The 21,555-nt window shown below is 72.2% G+C and carries 14 protein-coding genes; 10 read left to right on the top strand and 4 right to left on the bottom strand.

What is annotated here, in order from left to right:
* Positions 1-58 precede the first annotated feature (58 nt).
* Together ACUKCB_RS22300 and ACUKCB_RS22305 are read right to left on the bottom strand one after the other, a co-directional pair.
* Positions 59-1,801, bottom strand: coding sequence for an ABC transporter ATP-binding protein (locus tag ACUKCB_RS22300; RefSeq protein WP_473037549.1), 1,743 nt, complete (start codon positions 1,799-1,801; stop codon positions 59-61).
* Positions 1,798-3,564 (bottom strand): ABC transporter ATP-binding protein, encoded by a 1,767-nt coding sequence (locus tag ACUKCB_RS22305; RefSeq protein ID WP_473037551.1) that lies wholly within the window; start codon positions 3,562-3,564, stop codon positions 1,798-1,800. Before ACUKCB_RS22305 ends, ACUKCB_RS22300 begins: the two co-directional genes overlap by 4 nt.
* 376 nt (positions 3,565-3,940) lie before the next feature.
* Between ACUKCB_RS22305 and ACUKCB_RS22310 the strand changes: the two genes are divergently transcribed.
* Positions 3,941-5,479: a type 1 periplasmic-binding domain-containing protein gene (locus tag ACUKCB_RS22310; RefSeq protein WP_473037552.1), complete on the top strand. Its 1,539-nt coding sequence runs from the start codon at positions 3,941-3,943 to the stop codon at positions 5,477-5,479.
* Between the two features lie 100 nt (positions 5,480-5,579).
* Complete coding sequence (locus tag ACUKCB_RS22315; RefSeq protein ID WP_473041100.1) at positions 5,580-7,550, top strand: M3 family metallopeptidase; 1,971 nt, start codon at positions 5,580-5,582, stop codon at positions 7,548-7,550.
* A gap of 109 nt (positions 7,551-7,659) precedes the next feature.
* Here the strand turns inward: ACUKCB_RS22315 and ACUKCB_RS22320 are convergent, their stop codons facing one another.
* Positions 7,660-8,787 carry a S8 family serine peptidase gene (locus tag ACUKCB_RS22320; RefSeq protein ID WP_473041101.1) on the bottom strand — a complete coding sequence of 376 codons (1,128 nt, stop codon included), beginning with the start codon at positions 8,785-8,787 and terminating at the stop codon, positions 7,660-7,662.
* A 161-nt stretch (positions 8,788-8,948) separates the two neighbouring features.
* On the bottom strand, positions 8,949-12,896 hold the full coding sequence (gene eccCa / locus ACUKCB_RS22325) for a type VII secretion protein EccCa (RefSeq protein WP_473041102.1): 3,948 nt from the start codon (positions 12,894-12,896) through the stop codon (positions 8,949-8,951).
* Between the two features lie 355 nt (positions 12,897-13,251).
* On the opposite strand from eccCa, the gene eccD reads away from it, so the two are divergent.
* The 8 genes from eccD to ACUKCB_RS22365 all read left to right on the top strand — a co-directional run bounded on the left by eccD (position 13,252) and on the right by ACUKCB_RS22365 (position 21,555).
* Positions 13,252-14,649, top strand: coding sequence for a type VII secretion integral membrane protein EccD (eccD, locus tag ACUKCB_RS22330; RefSeq protein WP_473037553.1), 1,398 nt, complete (start codon positions 13,252-13,254; stop codon positions 14,647-14,649).
* A gap of 25 nt (positions 14,650-14,674) precedes the next feature.
* Positions 14,675-16,123 carry a type VII secretion protein EccB gene (eccB, locus tag ACUKCB_RS22335; RefSeq protein WP_473037554.1) on the top strand — a complete coding sequence of 483 codons (1,449 nt, stop codon included), beginning with the start codon at positions 14,675-14,677 and terminating at the stop codon, positions 16,121-16,123.
* A 24-nt stretch (positions 16,124-16,147) separates the two neighbouring features.
* Positions 16,148-16,480, top strand: a complete 333-nt coding sequence (locus ACUKCB_RS22340; protein ID WP_191267834.1) for a WXG100 family type VII secretion target — start codon at positions 16,148-16,150, stop codon at positions 16,478-16,480.
* A gap of 64 nt (positions 16,481-16,544) precedes the next feature.
* Positions 16,545-16,847 carry a WXG100 family type VII secretion target gene (locus tag ACUKCB_RS22345; protein WP_191267833.1) on the top strand — a complete coding sequence of 101 codons (303 nt, stop codon included), beginning with the start codon at positions 16,545-16,547 and terminating at the stop codon, positions 16,845-16,847.
* A 108-nt stretch (positions 16,848-16,955) separates the two neighbouring features.
* The gene (locus ACUKCB_RS22350) at positions 16,956-17,387 is read left to right on the top strand and encodes a hypothetical protein (protein WP_473037556.1); all 432 of its coding nucleotides are present in this window, start codon (positions 16,956-16,958) and stop codon (positions 17,385-17,387) included.
* 74 nt (positions 17,388-17,461) lie between these two features.
* A complete protein-coding gene (locus ACUKCB_RS22355; protein WP_473037557.1) occupies positions 17,462-20,887 on the top strand; it encodes a hypothetical protein in 3,426 nt (1,141 codons plus the stop codon).
* Complete coding sequence (locus ACUKCB_RS22360) at positions 20,808-21,113, top strand: YbaB/EbfC family nucleoid-associated protein (RefSeq protein ID WP_473041103.1); 306 nt, start codon at positions 20,808-20,810, stop codon at positions 21,111-21,113. Before ACUKCB_RS22355 ends, ACUKCB_RS22360 begins: the two co-directional genes overlap by 80 nt.
* An 88-nt stretch (positions 21,114-21,201) precedes the next feature.
* Positions 21,202-21,555, top strand: coding sequence for a WXG100 family type VII secretion target (locus ACUKCB_RS22365; RefSeq protein ID WP_473037559.1), 354 nt, complete (start codon positions 21,202-21,204; stop codon positions 21,553-21,555).

A 21,555-nucleotide genomic window follows, 5' to 3' on the forward strand; every position in this document is an offset into this window, starting at 1 on the left:
CCGGCGCGCGGGGACCGGCCCTGCCCGTCGGCCCCGCGCATCCCTCGGCCGCCGTTGTTCAGCCGCTGCCGTGCCAGGAGCTCCACAGGGCCGCGTAGGCCCCGCCCGCCGCGATCAGTTCGTCGTGCGTCCCCAGCTCGCTGATCCGCCCGTCCTCCACCACCGCGACCCGGTCGGCGTCGTGCGCGGTGTGCAGCCGGTGCGCGATCGCGATCACCGTACGCCCCTCCAGCACCGCCGCCAGGGACCGCTCCGCCTGCCGCGCCGTCCTCGGGTCCAACAGGGAGGTGGCCTCGTCCAGGACCACGGTGTGCGGGTCCAGCAGCACCACCCGGGCCAGCGCCACCTGCTGGGCCCGGGCCGGGTCCAGGGCCCGGCCGCCCGATCCCACCCGGGTGTCCAGGCACTCGGGCAGCTCCCGCGCCCAGTCGGCGTCCACCGCGTCCAGGGCGCGGAGCAGCCTCTCGTCGTCCGCGTCGGAGGCTGCGACGGCCAGGTTCTCCCGCAGCGTCCCGGTGAACACGTGGTGCTCCTGGTCGACCAGCACGATCCGCTCGCGCAGCACCTCGGGGGAGAGTTCGGTGACGGGCACACCGCCGAGCAGGACCCGGCCCGAGCCGGGGACGTCCGCCCCGGACAGCAGGCGGCCGATCGTGGTCTTGCCCGCCCCTGACGGGCCGACCACCGCCAGCCGCTCGCCGGGGCGCACGCCCAGGTCGATACCGCGCAGGACGTCGTGGCCGGGCACGTAGGCGTAGCGGACACCGCACAGTTCGATCCGGTCGTCCTGGGGGATCCCGCCCGGGGCGGAGGTCTCCTCGGGCAGCCGCTGCACGCCCCGCAGCCGGGCGAAGGAGGCCCCGGCCCGTTGGAGCTCCTCCAGCCGCTGGGTGATGCCGATCATCGGGTCCACCAACTGCTGCACGTACAGCAGGCAGGTCACCAGGGCGCCGAGGCCGATCCCGCCGCCCAGGTACAGCACCCCGCCCACCAGCAGGGCGAAGGCGGTTGGCAGCACGAAGACCGACTCGGCGACCGGGAACAGCACCGACCGCAGCCGCAGGCCGCCCCGGCGGGCCCGGTACAGGACGCCGAGGTCCCGGTCGGTCACCTCCCGGCGGTCCTTCTGGACGCCCAGGGCCTCCACGGTGCGCCCGCCCTCGGCCGTGGCGGTGGCGCCCTCCAGGGCGGTCGAGAGCGCGGCCCCCTCCGCCAGGTAGGTCTCACGCGAGCGCTTCAGGTACCAGCGTGCCGTCGGCCACATCAGGGGGACCCCCAGCAGGGAGCACAGTCCCAGCAACGGGTGGATCCAGGTGATCGCGGCCAGCAGGACCAGGACCTGGAGGAGGGCCGTGCTGATCTCGGGCAGTGCCCCGCGCAGGCTGTTGCCCACGGTCACCACGTCCGAGGAGGCCCGCGTGGTGAGGTCGCCGGTGCCCGAACGCTCCACCACCCGGGTGGGCAGCGCCAGCACCCGGCCGACGAAGTCCTCGCGCAGCCGCCGCAGGACGTGCTCGCCGAAGCGGTGGACGGCCCGGCGCGCGTACCGGGTCAGCAGGAGCTGGACGCAGGCCGCCGCGACCACACCGGCGGCGAGCAGGTCCACCGTGCCCAGGGTGGCGGTGCCGTCCTCCACCATGTTGACGATCCGGCCCAGCAGGTAGGGGCCGACCAGCCCGGCCCCGGTGGCCAGACAGGTCAGCAGCACCAGCCAGGCCACCCGCCCGCGTTCGGCGCCCAACAGGCGGGCGGTGTCGCGGCGCACCTGGGCGCGGTCGGCGACCGGGAGCCGTTCACTCATACCGGGGTCCCCTCCTCCTCGGCGCCGCGGAAGACCAGCGCCCGGTAGTCCGGCACGGTGGCGAGCAGTTCGCCGTGGGTCCCCACGGCCGCGACCCGCCCGGCCACCAGCAGGACCACCTGGTCCGCGCGGTCCAGCAGCAGGGGCGAGGTGCCCGCGACCACCGTGGTGCGCCCGGCCCGTGCCTCGTGCAGCCGGTCGGCGACGGTGGCCTCGGTGTGCGCGTCCACGGCCGAGGTGGGTTCGACCAGGAGCAGGACCTCGGGGTCGGCGAGCAGCGCCCGGGCCAGCCGGACCCGCTGGCGCTGGCCGCCGGAGAGGTTGCGGCCCTGCGGTTCCACCGCGGAGTCCAGGCCGTCGGGCATGGTCGCGACCACGTCGTCGGCGCCCGCGACGTGCAGCGCCGAGCGGATCCCGGCGTCGGTGTGCGTCCCGTGCGGGTCCAGGACCTCGCGCAGGGAACCGGCGAACAGGTAGGACTCGTTGTCGCTGACCAGGATCCGGCGGCGGACCTCGTCGAGCGCCATGTCCCGAAGCGGGACGCCGCCCCACCGGGTGTCGGAGTCGGTGTAGCGGCCCAGCCGGTCCACGACCGCGGCGGTCCCGTGTGCGTCGGCGCAGACGAGGGCGGTGGTGCGGCCCGGCGGGACGGTCAACCCGGAGCACGGTTCGACCAGCTCCGAGCCCCCGGCCGGCCCGGGGCGGTCCCTGCCGCTGCCGGTGAGCGGGGGTTCGAGGGTGAGCAGGTCGAGCACCCGCCGCACGCAGACCAGCCCCTGGACCAGGGTGCTGACCCCCTCGACGAGGAAGAACACCGGGAGGACGAGCACCGCCACGTAGGCGTAGACGGCGACGGTCTCGCCGACGGTGATCTGCCCGGTCACGGCCATCCGGGCGGCCGCCCAGGTGACCGCGCCGAGGAAGACCACCGGCAGGCAGGAGCTCACCGCCTGGAACCAGCTGGTGGTCTCGCTGACCCGGTAGCCCTGGCGCAGCAGCTCCTCGGACCGCTCCCCGTACCGGCGGGCGAAGTGCGCCTTGCCGCCGATCCCGCACAGCACCCGCAGTCCGGACACGATGTCCCCGGCCAGGGCAGTGGTCCGCCCCTGGTGCTCCCGGTAGACGCTCTGCCGGCCGTGCAGCCGCCCCATCAGGGGGCCGATGAGTACCGCCAGCACCGGCAGACCCAGCACGACGATCGCGGCGAGCAGCGGGGAGACGGTGAACAGCAGGACCGAGACGCCCGCGTAGGCGATGACCGCGCCCACCCCGGGGCCGGTCAGGGTGAGGATGTGGGAGATCAGCAGCACGTCCGAGGCCTGCACGGTGGAGAGCTCCCCGGAGGTGACCCGGCGGGCCAGGGACGCGCCCAGCACAGTGGCGTGCCTGGTGACCACCCGCATGGTCCGGTGCGCGGCGTCCATCCGGACCAGGGACAGCGTCCGGTGCCGCAGGATCGACACCGCCGCGGTGGCCACGGCCACCGCGGCGGTGACGCCGGCCCACAGGACCAGGGCCCTGGTGTTCCCGGCGCGCAGACCGTCGTCGATGGCGCGGGAGAGCAGGTAGGGCGGGACCATCAGCCCCGCCATCCACAGGGTGCCGTAGAGGGAGCCGCGCAGGACGCGCCATGGCTGGGCGGAGATCAGCCACCACACGTAGCGGAGGGGGCCGCGCAGGTCGGGGGCACCGATGGGCGGAAGGGCCGTGCGGGGGAGTGGTCGGGTCCCCCAGGGGCCGGGGACGCCTACGGGGTCGGGCAACTGACACCTCCGTGTGAGCCGGCGCACGCCCATGTAACCAGAGCCCCGAGCGGGGCCCGGGGCGGGGAGCGGGTCGGGAACCGGACGGTTCTGTCCGAGAGGGAGGGGAGTGGGGAAACGGTGTGGGGGCGTGGTTCGGGCCTCAGGTCCCGAAATCGACTTCAGGTATCAAAAGTGATTCCGGTGATTTTCAGTGCGGAAAGTGAGGGAATTCTTATAACGCCTGCGTTACGAAAGGCGGAGCCACTCATACATCGAGGAAAAACGCGCATCATGGGTCCTTGACCGTCCAACGGGCAGACTCCGGAAGTCCTGCCGGAGGGCGGACCGGACGAGCCGCCGGGGGAAGCGGAACGCAGAGGAGAGGTGACCACGGATGGCCGACACGGGTGGTAAGGACTGGAGACGAGCCTTGCTGCTGGGGTCGGCGGCCGCACTCGCCGTCACCCTCGTCGTCACCACCGTGGCCCTGTGGGACCGGTTCACCTGCGGCGGTCCCGGCAACGGGGTCCGGGAGACCGGCGGCCAGTGCGTCGGCGTCACCGACGGCTCACACGTCTTCCACGAGGACTTCACCGACATCCAGGAACTCATCAGGCAGGAGAACGAGCGCGTCGACGCCCTCTCCGACAGCACCCCCGTGGTCCGGATCGCGTTCCTCGGCATCCTGACCTTCGACCGGGTCAGCCCGATGGACCCCGAGCGGATGCGCCGATCCCTGGAGGGCGCCTACACCGCCGTCATGCGCGCCAACCACACCCGCGACTTCGCGGACCCGACCCCGCAGATCCAGCTGGTCCTGGCCAACATCGGCAGCCAGCAGCGCCAGTGGGAGCCGGTCGTGGACGAGCTCGTGGCCATGTCGCAGGACGAGGACCGACCGCTGGTGGCCGTCACCGGCATGGGGGTGAGCATCCAGAGCACCCGCGAGGCCGCGGCGCGGCTGAACGAGAACGACATCCCGATGGTCTCCTCGGCGCTCACCGCGGACGGCCTGGCGCACGGCCCCGGAGGGCTGGACGACGCCGGGACCGAGGGGGAGCCGGCCCTGCCCGGCGTGATCCGGGTGCTCCCCAGCAACACCGAGTACGTCAGGGCGCTCGACGCCTACCTCGACGGGCTCTCCGACCCGGTCCGGGCGCTCATCGTGCACGACCGGACCGAACCGGACCTGTTCGTCTCCACGCTGTACGAGGCCTACCAGGAGCAGCTCCACGACCACATCGACGGCTCCACCCAGCAGTACGACGGGACCACCGTCGGCGACGCCCCGGTCAGCGGTCTGTTCCACGACGTGACCCAGAACGTGTGCGGCGCCGGGGTCGACACGATCCTGTTCGCCGGACGCTCCCCCGACCTCGACGAGTTCCTGGCCGCCCTGGCCTCGAACAGGTGCGGCGGGCCCCGTCCGCTGCGCATCCTGTTCGTCGCCACCGGGCTGAGCGTCCTCGACGACGAGGAGACCCTGGCGCTCCTGGCCGAGAACGACATCTCCCTGGTGTACGCCTCCGGGACCGACACCCGATGGGAGACCGCCGACCCCACCTCGAACGCGGTTCCGCCCGGCTACCCGGACTTCCGCGACGCCTACCTGGAGTACGCCCCGTCCGCGCGCGTCGACGGGCTCAGCAACGGCTACGCGCTGGTCACCCACGACGCCGTGGCGGTCGCCGCCCACGCGGTTCGGATGACCAACGGGCTGGGGGCGGAGGGGAGCACCCCGACCCCCGCCGAGGTAAGGGCCAGACTGATGCTGCTCAACTCCGCACACGACGTTCGCGCGGGCGGCGGAACGCTCACCTACAGTCCGGAGGGCGCCGGGGAGGCGACCGGACGCTACGTCCCGATCGTGGAGCTGCCCATGGCCGACGGGGAGGAGCCGCTGCCCGACCCGCACGTCGTCGGGGACGGGTGAGCCGAACCCGGGTGACAGCTCGCGGTCGGCAAGGTAGAACGGCACGAGCGCCCAGGCCGTGACCAGCGCCCTGGCCCCGAAGAACGAGGAGCACCACCCCTTGACCGCCAACCCGTTCCTGTCACCCAGCGAACTCCCCTACCGGCTGCCCGACTTCGCGGCGATCCGCGAGGAGCACTTCCTGCCCGCCTTCGAGCAGGGGGTGGCCGAGCACCTCGCCGAGGTCGACGCGATCGTCGCCAACCCGGAGCCCGCGACCTTCGACAACACCATCGCGGCACTGGAGCGCTCCGGTGCGACCCTGAAGCGGGTGGAGACCGTCCTGCACACCCTCGCCGGGTCCGACGCCACCGAGGGCATCCGGGAGATCGAGCGGGAGATCGCCCCCCGCGCCTCGCAGCACGGGGACGCCGTCTCCCTGAACCGGGACCTGTGGGCCCGCATCCAGCAGGTCACCACCGACGACCCGCAGGAGGCCTGGCTGCTGGAGCGGTACCGCCTCGACTTCGTCAAGGCCGGGGCCGATCTCGGCGACCAGGAACAGGAGCGCCTGCGTGAGCTCAACACCCGGCTCGCCGAGCTCGGCACGGAGTTCTCCGCCAACGTCGTCCGGGCGACCGGTGAAGCCTCCCTGGTCACCACCGACGCCGCCGACCTCGACGGTTTGGACGAGGCGCAGCTCAGCGCGATCGAGAAGGACGGGGAGTACGTCCTCCCGCTGTTGAACACCACCGTGCAACCCGCCCTGGCCCAGCTCACCAATCGTGCCACCCGGGAGCGCCTCTACACGCTGAGCGTCGGGCGCGCTCCGGAGAACCTGGAGATCGCCGCCCGCACGGCCGAGCTGCGCGCCGAGCGGGCCCGGCTGCTGGGGTACCCCGACCACGCGGCGTACAAGGTGGCCGACCAGACCGCCGGTACCGTCGAGGCGGTCGAGGAGCGGCTCGGCCAGCTCGTCGGCCCGGCACGGCGCAACGTCGAGAAGGAGGCCCGGGTACTGGCCGAGTACGCCGGGCACGACATCGAACCGTGGGACTGGCCGTACTACACCGAGCAGGTGCGCAAGGCCCGGTACGACTTCGACGAGAGCGTCCTGCGCCCCTACTTCGAACTCGGCCGGGTGATCGAGGACGGCGTCTTCCACGCGGCGACCCTGCTCTACGGGGTCACCTTCACCGAGCGCCCCGATCTGGCGGGGTACCACCCCGACATGCGCACCTGGGAGGTCCTCGACGGGGACGGCTCCGCGCTGGGCCTGTTCCTGCTGGACCCCTACGCCCGTCCGACCAAGCGTGGCGGCGCGTGGATGCACAACCTGGTCGACCAGTCCTTCCTCCTGGACGAGCGGCCGGTCGTGGTGAACAACCTGAACATCACCAAGCCGGTCTCCGGTCCCACCCTGCTCACCTTCGACGAGGTCGAGACGGCCTTCCACGAGTTCGGCCACGCCCTGCACGGGCTGCTGTCGGCGGTGCGCTTTCCCAGGGTGGAGGGCACGAGCGTGCCGCGCGACTTCGTCGAGTTTCCCTCCCAGGTCAACGAGATGTGGGCGCTGTGGCCGGAGGTGCTGTCCCACTACGCCAGGCACCACGAGACCGGTGAGCCGGTGCCCGACGAACTCGTGCGGCGGCTGACCGCGGCCGGCCAGTTCAACCAGGGTTTCGCCACCTTCGAGTACCTCGCCGCCGCGCTGCTCGACTGGGCGTGGCACCGCCTTGCGCCCGGCGAGACCGTCGAGGACCCGGCCTCCTTCGAGGCCAGGGCCCTGGAGGCCGCGGGCGCCCTGCACCCGCTGGTGCGTCCCCGCTACCGGAGCACGTACTTCCAGCACATCTTCTCCGACGACGGCTACAGCGCGGGCTACTACTCCTACGTGTGGAGCGAGGTCCTGGACGCCGAGAGCGTCGAGTGGTTCAAGGAGAACGGCGGACTGACCCGTGCGGGCGGCGACCGCTTCCGGGAGAGGGTGCTGTCCCTGGGCGGCAGCGTCGACCCGATGGGGGCGGTCACCGACTTCCTGGGCCGCGAGCCCGGTATGGAGCCCCTGCTGGCCCGCAAGGGCCTGAACTAGGCCGACCGCCCGGCCGGGCCGGTGGCCCGGTCAGATCAGCGGTCCGCTCACGCGTGCGGTCAGCTCCGTCCGCACGCCCCCGGGCCCCTGCGGGGGCCCGGCGGAAGGATCAGGCCGGGGTCGTACTCCTGCGGCGCCGGACGGCCGCGGCGCCCACACCGCAGACCGCCACGAGCAGAACGGTGCCCCCGAGCACGGCCAGGACGCGGCCCCGGGTCGGTTCCGCGGGCAGGTCCAGCGCGAAGGTCTCCGTTTCGGGGCCCTCGCCCGGGGAGCGCGGCCCGAGGGTCCGGGTCAGAGCACCCACCGGGTCGAGGGTCCCGGCTCCGAGCCCCGCACCGGCGTCCGGGTACGCCGAAACCGTGAGGCGCTCGGCCGTCCGTGCGGCGTCGAGCTCGGGGTGGTGGGACCGGACCAGCGCCGCCGCACCGGCGACGAAGGCAGCGGCGACCGCGTCCCCCTCGGCGACCGCGTGGCCGTCCCCGCCGGGCGCCGGGCCCAGCACGGCCTGTCCCGGGGCGGCGAGGTCGGGCGCCGAGACGCGGCCCTCCTCCCCGGAGGCGGGCACGGCGTTCAGCGGGGAACCGTCGGTGCCGGTCGCGACGACCCCCAGCACCTCGGTGCGGGCTGCCGGGACGGCGGCGTGGACCTCACCCCGCACGACCGCCGTGGAGGGGGCCACGACCAGTACGTCCGCCTCGATGGCGGTGTCCACCGCGGCGTCGAGCCCGGGGCTCCCCAACGGGATGGCGACACCCACCAGGACGATGTCGGCGCCGTCGTCGACGGCCTCGTTGATGCCCCCGGCCACCGCGTCGGCGTCGGCGAGCCCCCGGTCGTCGGTGACGGGCACCGACACCACCCGGGCCTCGGGCGCCACCCCCACCAGAGCGCTGCCCGGCTGCGGGCGCGCGGCGACGACCCCGGCCAGGAAGGTCCCGAACCCGGTGCAGTCCTCGCCCGCCCCGTCCACCGCCCCCGCCAGGGCGGCGGAGGAGTCGTCCACGCCCGCGCCCACGATGGCCACGGTGGTCCCCGACCCGGAGGAGGTGGACCGCGCCCGCGGGAGCCCGAGGGCGTACTCGGTCCATACCTCCTGGTCGACCACCTCCTCGGAGGGGCCGGTACACGTGTCCCCGGAGAGCTCGGGCGCCACCCGGGGCAGCGCGGGCGGAACCTCGTCCTGCGCTGCCGCGGGCGCTCCCGCGACCAGGAGCAGTGCGGCCGTTGCGCACATCCCCGCCCCGACCCGTACCCGGTTCCATCTCGTTCCGTTCGCCACGGGGCCTCCCGCTCCTGTCCACCGGTACCGCCGACCGCCCGAACCGCCGTGCCTCCGGCAGGGCGGCCGGCGCCTGTCTCCTCGCACGTGCGGGGCGCCCCGCCCGCGCACAGCCCTCAGCCCCGGGCGGCGGCCTCCTCCGTCTCGGGGTCGAGCGCCAACTGCACCTTCACCGGGTCGCGGCGGTCGAAGCGCAGCGCCCGCCCCGGAGGCAGCCGCTGCGGGCGCAGCGATCCGAACAGCACACCCTCCGAGGGCGGGCAGGACAGCACCATGCTGGGGGTGTTGGCGTCGATGAGCATCCGCAGGGCCGGTTCGCCCATGGCTCGGCTGAAGCCCCCCGCCCCACGCGCCAGGATCAGGTGCAGCCCGATGTCGGCGCCCTGGGGCAGCATGTCCATCAGCGGTGTCAGCGGACCGCCGCCGCCCCCCGAGCTCAGCAGGTCGTAGTCGTCGATGACCACGAACAGTTCGGGCCCGGTCCACCACGAGCGCTCGCGCAGCTGCTCCGGGGTGACCTCCGGTCCGGGCAGCCGGGGTTTGAGCGCCTGGGCCGCGGCCTGCATCATCTCGCGGGCGCTCTCCCCGGTCACCGCGTAGCCGAGGCGCTGCTCCTCGGGGATCGCGTTGAACAGGCCGCGCCGCGGGTCCACGACGACCACGCGCGCCTCGGTGGCGCTGTAGCGCTCCCGGATGGTGCGGGTGACCAGCCGCAGCAGGTTGGTCTTGCCGCTCTCGTTGTCGCCGACGACCAGCAGGTGCGGCAGGACCGAGAAGTCGTGCCACAGCGGTTCCAGGCGCCGCTCCTCCAACCCCAGCGCGATCCGCGGTCCGTCCTCGGTCGGCGGGAGGTCCGCGGCCGGCAGCGACAGCGGCAGCATCCGCACCGGTGGGGCCGACGGGCCGGTCCACTTCCGGGTGACGGCGTCCACGACACCCGCCACCGACTCCTCGGGACCCTCCGCCACCTGCGGTAGGGCGGCCAGGAAGTGTTTGAACTCGGAGGTCAGGCCGCGTCCGGGAACCCGGGGGACCTTCTCGGCCTGGCGCATGTTGATCGCCGAGTCCACCGCGTCCCCCAGGCGGAGCTCGAACCGGGTGACCAGCAGGTCGCGCAGGCTCGACTGCACGTCGGCCCAGCGCGGCGAGGCCACGACCAGGTGGATGCCGTAGTTGAGGCCGCGCTGCGCGATCTGCACGATGTCGGGGATGAGGTCGAGCATGTCCGAGCGCACGGTGGCCCAGCCGTCGATGACCAGGAAGACGTCCCCGTAGGGCTGCTCGGGGAACTCCCCGGCGGACCGCCGGCGCCGGTAGGCGCCGATCGAGTCGATGCCGTGTTCGGCGAAGAACTGCTCGCGTCGGCTCAGCAGCGCCGTTATCTCCGCGACGGTGCGGACGATGCGCTCGGTGTCGATCCGGCCGCAGATACCGCCCACGTGGGGCAGGTCCGCGACACCGCGCAGCGTGCCGCCGCCGAAGTCCAGTACGTAGAACTGCACCTGTTCGGGCGTGTTGGTGAGCGCGAGCGCCGTGATCAGCGAGACCAGGAGGGTGCTCTTGCCGCTCTGCGGTCCGCCGATGACCGCGGTGTGCCCGCCGGCCCCGCGCAGGTCGGCGGTCAGCGGTGTGCGCAGCTGCTCGAAGGGGCGGTCCACCAGCCCCACCGGCACGGACAGCACCGGTTCGGCACCCCAGGCGGGCAGCTCCCCAGCGTCGTTCGCCCGGAGCAGCCCCGCCACCGTGGGGGGCTCGCCCAGAGGGGGCAGCCACACCTGTCGGGCGGGCGGTCCGACCTCGCGCACCGCCTCCAGTGCGGTCTCCAGCAGGGTCGCGTCCGATCCCTCCTCCGGTTCCGGTTCGGGCTCCACCGCGGGTGCGGGGGGCCCGGCGACGTACCCGGCGAGGAAGGGGGCGATCTCGCGTGCGGCGGTCGACGCCCGTCCGGCGCGGCGCTTGGCGCGGTAGGGGCCCGACACGTAGGCGGCCTTGAACCGCACCAGCTCCTCGGTGTCGGACCTGAGGTAGCCCGATCCGGGCGCCGGGGGGAGTTTGTGGGCGTCGGCCACCCCGAGCACGCCCCGGCTCTCCATCGCCGAGAACGTGCGCAGCGCGATCCGGTAGGACAGGTGGCTCTCCAGCTGGTGCATGCGCCCCTCGTCCAGCCGTTGGGACGCCAGCAGCAGGTGCACGCCCAGGCTCCGGCCCAGCCGCCCGATCATGACGAACAGGTCCATGAAGTCGCGGTGGGCGGCGAGCAGCTCGCTGAACTCGTCCACGACCACCAGCAGCGTGGGCATGGGCTCCATGGCCGGGTCGCTCCTGCGGCCCTTCTCGTACTCGTGCACCGAGCTGAAGTTGCCCGCCGAACGCAGGAGCTCCTGGCGGCGCACGAGCTCGCCGTGCAGGGCGTCCCGCATGCGTTCGACCAGGGCCGTTTCGTCGGCCAGGTTGGTGATCAGCGCCGAGGTGTGGTTCAGCCGGTCCAGGCCGATGAACGTGGCGCCGCCCTTGAAGTCCACCAGCACGAAGTTGAGCGTCTCGGACGAGTGGGTGAGCGCCAGGGACAGCACGAGCGTGCGGAGCAGTTCGCTCTTGCCCGATCCGGTGGCGCCGATCAGCATCCCGTGCGGCCCCATCCCGCCCAGCGCCGACTCCTTGAGGTCCAGCTCCAGTGGAGCACCCGAGGCCGCGATACCGATGGGCACCCGCAGTCGGCTCTCCGGGCGCTCGCGCTCCCACTCGCGGGCGGCGTCCCAGGTGTGCAGGTTCGGGATGCCCAGCAGGGTGGTGAGGTCGAAGTCCGTGGTCAACGGCTCCACCACGTCGGCGGCGACGCTGACCCGGTAGGGCGCCAGCATGCGTGCCAGGGAGCGCGCCCGGGGGAGGTCCAGCGCGTCGGGACGGCCGAGGGGGGAGAACGTCTCCCGCCCGGACCGGTCCAGCTCGCTCATCTCCAGCGAGTCCGGTGCGACCCGTAGGGACAGGGTGTGCGGGGCGCCGTCCCAGGCCCGTTCGGCGCCCACCTCGATCACGATCGCGTTTCGAAAGCCTCCGCTGAGTAATCTCGACCCTTGTGGCACGGCTCCGCCGTCGACGATGATGACCGTGAAGGGCTCGTCACGACCGGGTGCCGCCTGCGGGTCGAAGGGCGGCCGGTCGGCCAGTTCCGGCCCGACGATCCGTTCGAGTTCCATGGCGTCCGACGTGATGAGCCGCAGGGGTCCGGCGCCGTCTCGCTCGGTCGGGTGCAGGCAATGCGGGAGCCATTTCATCCATTCCCAGTCGGGTATTCGCTCATCGTTCACGCAGGCTGCCAGGCGCAATTCATCCGGGGCGTGAAATACTGTGACCTGCCCCACGAGTGCGCGCATAATTGCACGGCTGGATTCGTCGTCCCCGCGCAGGGCCAGATGTGCGAACCCCCGTAGGTAAAGCGAGACCGGCAGGTCCTCGACGGTGGCGTAGGCGTTGATGAAACGGCGCAGCGCGTGGGCGCACAGCGGTTCCAGGTCCTCCACCGGTTTGGTCGACAGGGGAGCGATGCGGGTCTGGAGTGGCTGTTCGCCCAGCGCGATGCGGACCTCGGCGAAGTCGTCGTGCCCCCCGCGGCGTTCCCAGAGCCTGCTCGTGCGCACCAGCGACCACAGCGCGGCCGGATCGGGACCGTTCCACGCGCGCGCCTCGCGTTGGGCGGACACGATCCCCCGCACCCGGCCGCGCATCTGGCCGAGGTAGCGCAGGTAGTCCCGGCGGTCCCCGGAAAGCCGCTGGCTGCGCTCGATCCGGGTGCGCAGGAACTGTCCGCCGACCATGGCCACCGCCCCGACCAGCATCATCCCGCCGGCGATGAAGGGCATCGCCGTGCCCAGGGCGCCCCCGCCCGGCCGGATGAACATCATCACCATCGCGAGCGAGCTCAGCGCCATCGGCAGGTACATGAACACGCCCGAGATGCTGTTCTCGTGCTCGGGGAGGACCGGTGGCTCCTGCAGGGAGAGCTCGCCCTCGGGCGGCTCGGGGCCGGGTCGGCGGGCCGGCCTGCGGACGAGGATGGTGCTGATCAGCGTTTCCCTTCTCTTTCCCCTGGTCCGGTGGGTGCAGCAGGGGCGCAGGGCGGATCGGCCCCGGTGAATTCCGGGGGGATCAATTGGGTGGACACCTGGAATCGGATTCGGTTTCCGGCCGCGGCGCGCTCAAATGAGCACCGGTAACCCCGGGCCGGAGTTTTCCAAAACGTCATGACTGACATTTCGGAAGTGATGCTACTCTAGCCCAGCATTTCGCGATCGGGTGCGCCGTCCCGCCTCCGGGCGTTCTGGCAAGGAATGGCGGACCCTGACCTCGTCCCTTCCGGGGGTGTCTTTATCACACCCCCCGCATTCCGACCCAGCCACCGTCGTCCAGTGAGGAGGGCCGATGCCGGACGCCGTCACCGCCGATCTGTGCCGCCTGGTCGTGCGCGCGCCCAACGCCGTCTTCGAGATCGCGGTCCCGTGCGACCTGCCGCTGGCCGAGTTGCTGCCCACGTTCGTGCTCTACGCCGAGAACGAGAACGAGGACCTGGACGAAAGCGGGATCGAGCACGGCGGATGGGTGCTCCAACGGCTGGGCTCACCGCCGCTGGACGAGGGCGAGACGGTCGAGACGCTCGGTCTGACCGACGGCGAGACTCTCCACCTGCGGGAGCGCTCCAACCAGATGCCGGAGATCCACTTCGACGACCTCGTCGACGGGGTGGCCGACTCACTGGCCGACCGCTCCGACGCGTGGGGCCCGGCCGTCTCCCGGCGTGCGCTGACCGCTACCGCGGCGGTGGGCTTCGCCGGTGCCCTGGGCCTGCTGACGATGCTCGGGACCGTCTGGACGGCCGGTGCCACCGCCGCCGCGACGGGCCTGCTCCTCCTGCTCACCGCGGGTGCCGCCGCCCGCGCCTTCGACGCCCCCGTCGCCGGCGCCGTCACCGGCGGTGCCGCCGTGCTGTTCATGGCGTTCGCGGGAGCCACACTGCCGGACGGCGACCCCGGCACCGCCCTCACCGGGGCACGGATGCTCTCCGCCGCCTCGACCGCGACCGGCGCGGCGGTCCTGGCGATCGCTGCGGTGGCGGCCTGCCTGCCCTTCTTCGCGGCCGTCATCGGCACGGCCCTGTTCACCGCCGCGGCGGGCGCCCTGCTCATGTTCTGGGACAACGCCCCGCCGCAGGGCGTGGCCGCCGCGGCCGCCGCCCTGGCGCTGCTGCTCTGTTCCCCCGCCCCAGCCCTGGCCTTCCGGATGGCGGGGATGCGCTTGCCCCCGCTGCCGGCCGGAGCCGCCCAACTCGGCGAGTACATCGACCCTCACGCGGCCCGCGAGGTGCGCACGCGCACCCTCCGCGCGGACCACCACCTCGCTGCCCTGCTGGCCGTGGCCGGAGCGGTGTGCGCGGTCGCGCTGACCGTTCTGGCCGCCTACCCCGGCTGGCCGTCCTCCTCGGCCGGCGTGTGCGTATCGGTGGTCCTGCTGCTCCAGGCGCGCGGGCTCAGCGGTGTCCGGCACCGGGTTTTCCTGCTGGGGCCCGGCGTCTACGGGCCGGTGGCCCTGGCGGTGGGGGGCGGGCTCCTCGGCGGCGACACGACCCGCATGGTCCTGTTCGGCCTGCTCCTGGTCGCGGCGCTCGTGCTGCTCCTGGCGGCCTGGTCCGTGCCGGGCACCCGTCCCGTCCCGCACTGGGGGCGGGCCGGGGAACTGGTCCAGAGCCTCGCCGCGATCGTCCTGGTGTGCCTGGTCCCCGCGAACCTCGGGCTGCTGGCTCTGCTGAGGGGGATCGGCGGATGAGGCGCACCGGAAGGCGGGCGAGCTGATGCAGACCCGTCGCGACCAGGTTCAGGCGCACTCGTTCATGGTGCGCAGGCTTTCCACGGCCGTGTCCGCCGCCGACCCCGACGCCGCCGAGGCGCCCCTGCGGCGCACCCGCAACGGCTCCTTCATCGGACTCGTCCTCGCGGCACTGCTGTGCGTCGGATTCCTCGTCTTCGGCCTGATCTTCCCCGGCGGAGCCACCACCTGGCGCAACGAGGGGACGGTCGTCGCCGTCAAGGGTGGCGCCGGCCGGTACGTCTTCTCCGACGGTGTCCTCTGGCCGGTGGCCAACCAGGCCTCGGCCCTGCTGCTGGCGGAGGCGGGGGAACCGGTCCAGGTCGCCGCCGACTCGCTCGAGGGCACCCCGGTAGGGGCCCCGTTGGGCATAGCCGGGGCTCCCGACGGTTTGCCCGCCACCGACGCGGAGGACCCCCTCGCCTGGCAGGTGTGCGCCACCACCGTCGACGCCGGGGAGGGAGCCGAGACCCTGACCTCACTCGCCCTGGGCCGGTCGCCCACGGGAACCCCGGTCGGGGAGGACGGCGCCGTCCTGGTCCGCGGCCCCGACGGGGGGAGCCACCTGCTGTGGAACGGCAGCCGCCTGGCCGTCGACGAGGAGCACGGCGCCCTGGAGTCCCTGGGATACGGCACCACGGCCCCCCACCCCGTCTCGGCCGCCCTGCTGGACGGACTGCCGGCCGGCCCCGAGCTCGCCTCGCCCGACATCGACGGACGCGGTGGGGCCGGGCCGCGCATCGACGGCGCGGACACCCGGGTGGGCCAGGTCTTCACTGTCCCGGCCGCCGAAGGCAGCCCCGCGCAGTTCTACGTGCTCACCCGGGGCGGCCTCACCCCCACCGACACCACCCGCGCCCGGCTGCTGCTGGGGCATCCGCTCACCGCGGAGGACGCCTACGGGGGCGACGAGGCCGTACCGGTCGAACTCGCCGCCTCCCAGGTGCGCGCGCACCTGTCGGATGAGGAGCCGGTCACCGGCGGACTGCCCGCCACACCGCCTCCCCTGACCGACCCGCAGGGTGCGGCGCTGTGCACCGTCCACCGGGGGGAGGGAACGCCGACGCTCTCGCTCACCGCCCCCGCCGAGATCGGCGGCCGTGCCGCACGCCCTCCCGCCGGCAGCACGGCCGCCTGCACCGCCCCCGACCTCATCGACATCCCGGTCGGCGAGGGCGGTCTGGTCAGGGCGTCCCCGGCGGGCGGAACCGCGCTCCGCGGTGCCTACTTCCTGGTCACCGACACCGGAGCCAAGTACCCGCTGCCCGATGCCGGGGCCGCCGAGCGGCTCGGCTACGCGCCCGGCGGGGCGGCCACCGCCACCACCGCCCTGCTGGACCTGCTGCCCACCGGACCCGACCTGACCCCGCAGGCCGCCGCGGAACCCCTCGGCGCGCTCGCGGAACCGGGAGAACCCCGGTGCCTTTCCCAGTGACGCGCAACAGAACAGGAGACTCCCGTGTCGATGATGCGCAGTACCGACCAGGCCATGCGGACCGGTCGCGAGGCCATGGAGACAGCCCACACCACGTGCAATGGCGTCTACACCACGGTCGACGCCGTGCGGGACCTGCTCGGCGGCAACTGGCGGGGCGGCGCCGCCACCCAGTACGACACCGCCCTGGTCAAGTGGCTCGAGGAGCTGCGTCTGATCACCAACGACATGAACGACATGATCGGCATCCTCGGCGGAACCGAGCGCAACTTCCACCAGATGGAAGACGAGAACATGCTGTCCGCGAACTGGATCACCCAGCTCAACCCGAACCAGGGCGACGTCGCCGCCCGCTGATCCGACCTGATCCGACCCGACCGCCTCCGGGACCGGAGGCGCATCACCGAGAGGAACCGGCGCCATGAGTATCGACGGATTCGAGATCACCTACAGCGGGGCCGACGACGCGGGCCTGGACCTGCGCAAGCAGACCGATGTGATCGCGGCGGCGATCGACGAACTGGACGCCAAGGTCCGGGTGGTCAAGGCCGACTGGATCGGTGAGGCCTCCGAGCAGTACGACGAGCGGCTCGCCGCCTGGCGCCGCAACGTGGCGGACATGCGCGCGCTGCTGGGCCACGCACAGGTCTCCCTGGGCGACATCACCGACCGCTACCGCCGTGGCGACCTCCAGGAAGCCGGCAACTGGCAGGCCCGGCGCTGACCTTCCCCCGACGGCCGCGGCGCGGCTCCGACAAACCCGCGCCGCGGCCACCGGGAACGCCGCGCCGCGGTCTGACGAGTTGCAGGACAGCACAGGAGAGGACAACACGTGTCAGAGGACAGGACCAAGGTCACTCTGGACTACCTCCGCACCCTGCGCACGGGCGAGGTCGAGCCGCTGCGCGAGAAGGTGTCGGCGATGAAGACCCGCGCGTCACAGCACTACGAAGGGGACGGGACCGCCTCCGGTGTCAACGTGCCCTTCGGCAACAGCAGTCTCATGTCTGCCGCCGGCGAGGTCTCCAAGGAGGTCGCGACCGTGCTCACACAGTTCACCACCATGATCACCGACCTGGAGGAACGCCTGGTCGGGATGTCCGTCGGCATCCGTGACAGCGCGATCCACTTCGACGAGCTGGAGTCCGACGCCGAACTGGACGCAGCCCGCGTCAACCAGATCGTGTCCGGCGGTGCCCCCTTGAGTTCCGGCGGATCCAACGGACTCGGTGACCCCACCGAGGAGACCTCCGAGTCGCCCTGAGCCGACCCGGCCGGCGGCGGCTCCTTCCCGCCGGCTCTGCGCTGACCGCCCATCCCGCCCCCTGAGGAACTTCCATGGCTGACGAGGATCTCCCCGAGAGCGAGGGGACCGACCCCGACGCCCCCGCCGACGGGGGCGCTGCCGAGAGCGAGGAGGTCGCCCACGCCGTCAACGTCTTCGCCGACGCGGACGAAGAGGGCTCGGTCCCCCCGATGGGCACCGCCCAGGCGGTGCGGGACACCAACTGGTTCTCCAACTACTTCTGGAACGTCAGCGACCCCAAGGACGCCGACGAGTGGTTTGGTTTCTCCGACCGCTCCTCCGACGCCGAACTGCTCGGCGGCTACGAGTGGGGGTTCGCGGTCTACTCGGGCATCCACGTCAACGACGCCGTCAAGGAGCGCGGGGACACCGTATGGGGGCGTTTCATCGACCGGATGCCCACGATTCTCAACGCCGCCTCCGACCCCTCACGAGGCAGTGACACCTTCAACAGTGGTGTTCTCAGCCGGATCGAGACCGACCTCGGCGATTTCCGCGACTTCGCCAACGCCCGCTACGACGACCTGTGGGCGCTGTACGAGGAGATCAAGCCGGGCAACGAGAAGTTCGAGGGCGCGGGGGCCGAGGCCCTGGGCCAGTACATGAGGACCGTGGCCCTCGAATTCAAGAACATCGCCAACTTCGTCGACCCGGCGGTCGACGCGGTGAACTCGGCGCGCAGGGCCGCCAACCCCACCTACATCCAGTCGGTGATCAGCGCCTACAACGAATGGGTCGGCAGCCCCGAGCACTCCCCGCGCCGCCTGATCCGCACCTGGTGGGAGGAGCAGCGACAGCAGGTCACCTACGAGGGCGGCATCATCAAGATCCGCGGCATGCGGACCGACGAACAGGCCACCTGGGAGACCTTCGAGACGGAGGTCAAGGAGCGCTGGTGGGAGAGCCTGGACACGCTGCGCAAGGCCGTGACCGGTGGTATCTCCGACGTCGCCACGTCCTACAACAACGCCTCCTCGGCGATTCTGCCCTTCACGCCCGTCCCGACCTCCAGCGAGCCGCCCTCCGGCATCGGTGGTGATGGCACTGATGGTGGTGACGGTCGGAGCATCGAGGACATCGTTGACGATTACTTGAACGGCGGTGGCGGTGATGGCACTGATGGTGGTGATGGTCGGAGCATCGAGGACATCGTTGACGACTACCTCAACGGGGGTGGTGACGGTGATGGCGGCGGCGATGGCACCGGTGGCGGTGACGGCCGCACTGTGGAGGACATCGTTGACGACTACCTGAACGGTGGCGGCGATGGTGGTGGCGGTGACGGCCGCAGCGTCGAGGACATCGTTGACGACTACCTCAACGGGGGCAGCGGCAGCGGTGTCGGGGACGGCACTGGTGGCGGTACTGGTGGTGATGGCCGCAGCGTCGAGGACATCGTTGACGACTACCTGAACAACCAGGGTCCCGAGGGAAGCGGGGGGCCGCTTCCGGAGGACTCCGGGGGACAACCCGTTCCCGGAGGTTCTGGCGATCTCAACGGCTCACCGGGCTCTCCGGGATCGCTGGACCTGGAGGGTCCTCCGGGCTCACAGAACCTCGACGGATCCGGTTCGCTCGGCGCGGGCGGCTCGCCTGACGGCTTCGGCGACGGCAGTGACCTCTCCTCCTCGTCGGACGGCGGCGGGCCGGGAGGTTTCGTCCCGCCTCCCATAGCCCCGGGCATGGGCGGTATGGGCCTCGGTGGTTCCGGAGGCGGCGCGGGCAACTCCGGGCGGCGGGACCAGGGGGGTCCGCTTCCGGACGGCACCCTGCTCCCGGACGGTTCCCGAGCCGACGGTGGTAGCGGCGGTCTGCCTTCGTCCATCGGGGGAGTCCCGCCCGGCACGGGAGAATTCGAGTCCTCCCCGGACGACGACAGGAGCGCACTGGTTCCGCCGCCGAGCCGTGTGCCCACCGGGACGGGTGACCCCGGTGATCTGGGCCTTTCGTCTTCGGGTGGTTCTGGTGGTCTCGGTGATGGTGGTTCGGGCGGTGTGGGTCTGCCTGTGCCTGGTGGTGCGGGTGGCCTTGGGGGTCCGGGGGGTGTGGGTCTTCCGGGGGGTTCGGAGGATCCGGTTGTTGGTGGTTCGGGTGGTCTCGGGGGTGCTGATCTGCCTGTGCCTGGTGGTGCGGGCGGTCTCGGGGATTCGGGGGGTGTGGATCTTCCGGGGGGTTCGGAGTCTCCGGTTGTTGGTGGGTCGGGTGGTCTCGGGGGTGCTGATCTGCCTGTGCCTGGTGGTGCGGGCGGTCTCGGGGATTCGGGGGGTGTGGATCTTCCGGGGGGTTCGGAGTCTCCGGTTGTTGGTGGGTCGGGTGGTCTCGGGGGTGCTGATCTGCCTGTGCCTGGTGGTGCGGGCGGTCTCGGGGATTCGGGGGGTGTGGATCTTCCAGGAGCTTCGGATGATCCGGTTCTCGGTGGGTCGGGTGGTCCCGGTGATCTGGGCCTTTCGTCTTCGGGTGGTTCTGGTGGTCTCGGTGATGGTGGTTCGGGCGGTGTGGGTCTGCCTGTGCCTGGTGAGTCCGGTGGTCTTGAGGGTCCGGGGGGTGTGAATCTTCAGGGGACTTCGGATGACCCGGTTGTTGGCGGGTCGGGTGGTTTTGAGGGTTCGGGCGGTGTGGGTCTGCCTGTGCCTGGTGGCTCCAGTGGCCTTGGGGGTCCGGGGGGTGTGGGTCTTCCGGGGGGTTCGGAGGATCCGGTTCTTGGTGGTTCGGGTGGTCTCGGGGGTGCTGATCTGCCTGCGCCCGGTGGCTCCAGTGACCTCGGGGCCCCGGACGAGGTGGACTCGTCGGCTCCGGGTTCCGGGGCGGGCGGCAGCGGCGACCGCACCCCGATCGGCCGTGACGGTCCCGTGCTGACACCACCCTCCGGGCTCGGCTCCCCCGACAGCTCGGGAGGGGCCGGTTCCGGCTTCCCCGGAGGCAGCGAGATCACCGCCCGGCCGGACTCGGGCTCCGTTGGCGGGAGCACCGAAGGATCCGGAGGTGGCAGGGGTGCCGGGCCGGGTGGAACCAGCCCGCTGGGCGCCTTCGGCGCGGGAGGGGGAACTGACGGCTCTCTCCAGTCAGGAGCCGTCGGCACCCCTGGAACACCCGGAACTCCGGGCACGCCCGGCATGCCGATGATGCCGCCGGGCGGCGCGGGCGGCGCGGGCGGTGGTGGAGCCGGATCGCAGGAGCGCAGCCGCACCACGTGGCTCGCGGAGGACGAACGGGTGTGGGGCACTTCCGCACGGGGCGGACCCGCCTCGCTGGGGCGGCCGGGAACAAGACAGGACAAGGGAGTGAGCAGCGGTGGACATGTCCCTGCAAGGGCAGATGGAGAGGTCCCTCGAACAGCTTCGTCGGACACAGCAGGGCCTGGCGGAGGCAAGCGCAAACCTGGAGTCGGTTACCGCCGAAGCGGTGTCCAAGGACCGGATGGTCAGCGCGACGGTGAACGCCAGAGGCGAGATCGCTGAGCTGAAGTTCCACACCGACAAGTACCGGTCGATGGCGCCCGCCGAACTCGCCTCGGCCGTCACCGAGGTGATCGAACGGGCACGGCGCGACGTGGCCCGGCAGGTCTCCGAGGCCATGCGGGGACTGGTGCCGGGGGACTCCGCGGCGCGGGAGCAGGCGGTGGCCGGCGACCCCTCGGCCCTGCTGGAGGAGCTGGGCCTGGGGAAGGTCAACCCGCCCGCGTGACGGACCGCCGCGGTGCCGGGCGACGATCGCCGCCCCGCACCGCGGCCACCGCACGGACACGAAGACACGTAACGAGGCAGGAGGGACCATGGCCGACCGCCTTTCCGTCGACCCGGAGTCAGTCGCCAGGGACGGCGCCGAGATCAACGAACTCGCCGCGGAGGTGCGCGCCATCCACCGGTGGTTCACCGACTCGGCCGACGCCCTGGGCCAGTGCTGGGGCGACGGTGACGCCGTGGCCAAGTCGTTCGAGAAGGAGTATCTCCCGGCCCGCGAGCGGTTCGACGTCTTCCTGCAGGCGCTGGGCACCGCGTTCGAGAAGACCGCCGAGGGCACGGTCGACAGCGCCAAGCAGTTCGCCCGCTCCGAGCAGTACGGCATCGACGAGGCAACGCGCCTCGGCGGATTCCAGGGCGGCGCCCCCGGCGCCGGGAAGCACTGA

Source organism: Nocardiopsis moroccensis, from assembly GCF_055763695.1.

Coding starts and splice junctions, on each gene's coding strand:
- ACUKCB_RS22310 (WP_473037552.1), top strand. CDS start 3,941: ATGGCCGACACGGGTGGTAAGGACTGGAGACGAGCCTTGCTGCTGGGG.
- ACUKCB_RS22345 (WP_191267833.1), top strand. CDS start 16,545: ATGAGTATCGACGGATTCGAGATCACCTACAGCGGGGCCGACGACGCG.
- eccD (WP_473037553.1), top strand. CDS start 13,252: ATGCCGGACGCCGTCACCGCCGATCTGTGCCGCCTGGTCGTGCGCGCG.
- ACUKCB_RS22320 (WP_473041101.1), bottom strand. CDS start 8,787: ATGTGCGCAACGGCCGCACTGCTCCTGGTCGCGGGAGCGCCCGCGGCA.
- ACUKCB_RS22355 (WP_473037557.1), top strand. CDS start 17,462: ATGGCTGACGAGGATCTCCCCGAGAGCGAGGGGACCGACCCCGACGCC.
- eccB (WP_473037554.1), top strand. CDS start 14,675: ATGCAGACCCGTCGCGACCAGGTTCAGGCGCACTCGTTCATGGTGCGC.
- ACUKCB_RS22365 (WP_473037559.1), top strand. CDS start 21,202: ATGGCCGACCGCCTTTCCGTCGACCCGGAGTCAGTCGCCAGGGACGGC.
- ACUKCB_RS22300 (WP_473037549.1), bottom strand. CDS start 1,801: ATGAGTGAACGGCTCCCGGTCGCCGACCGCGCCCAGGTGCGCCGCGAC.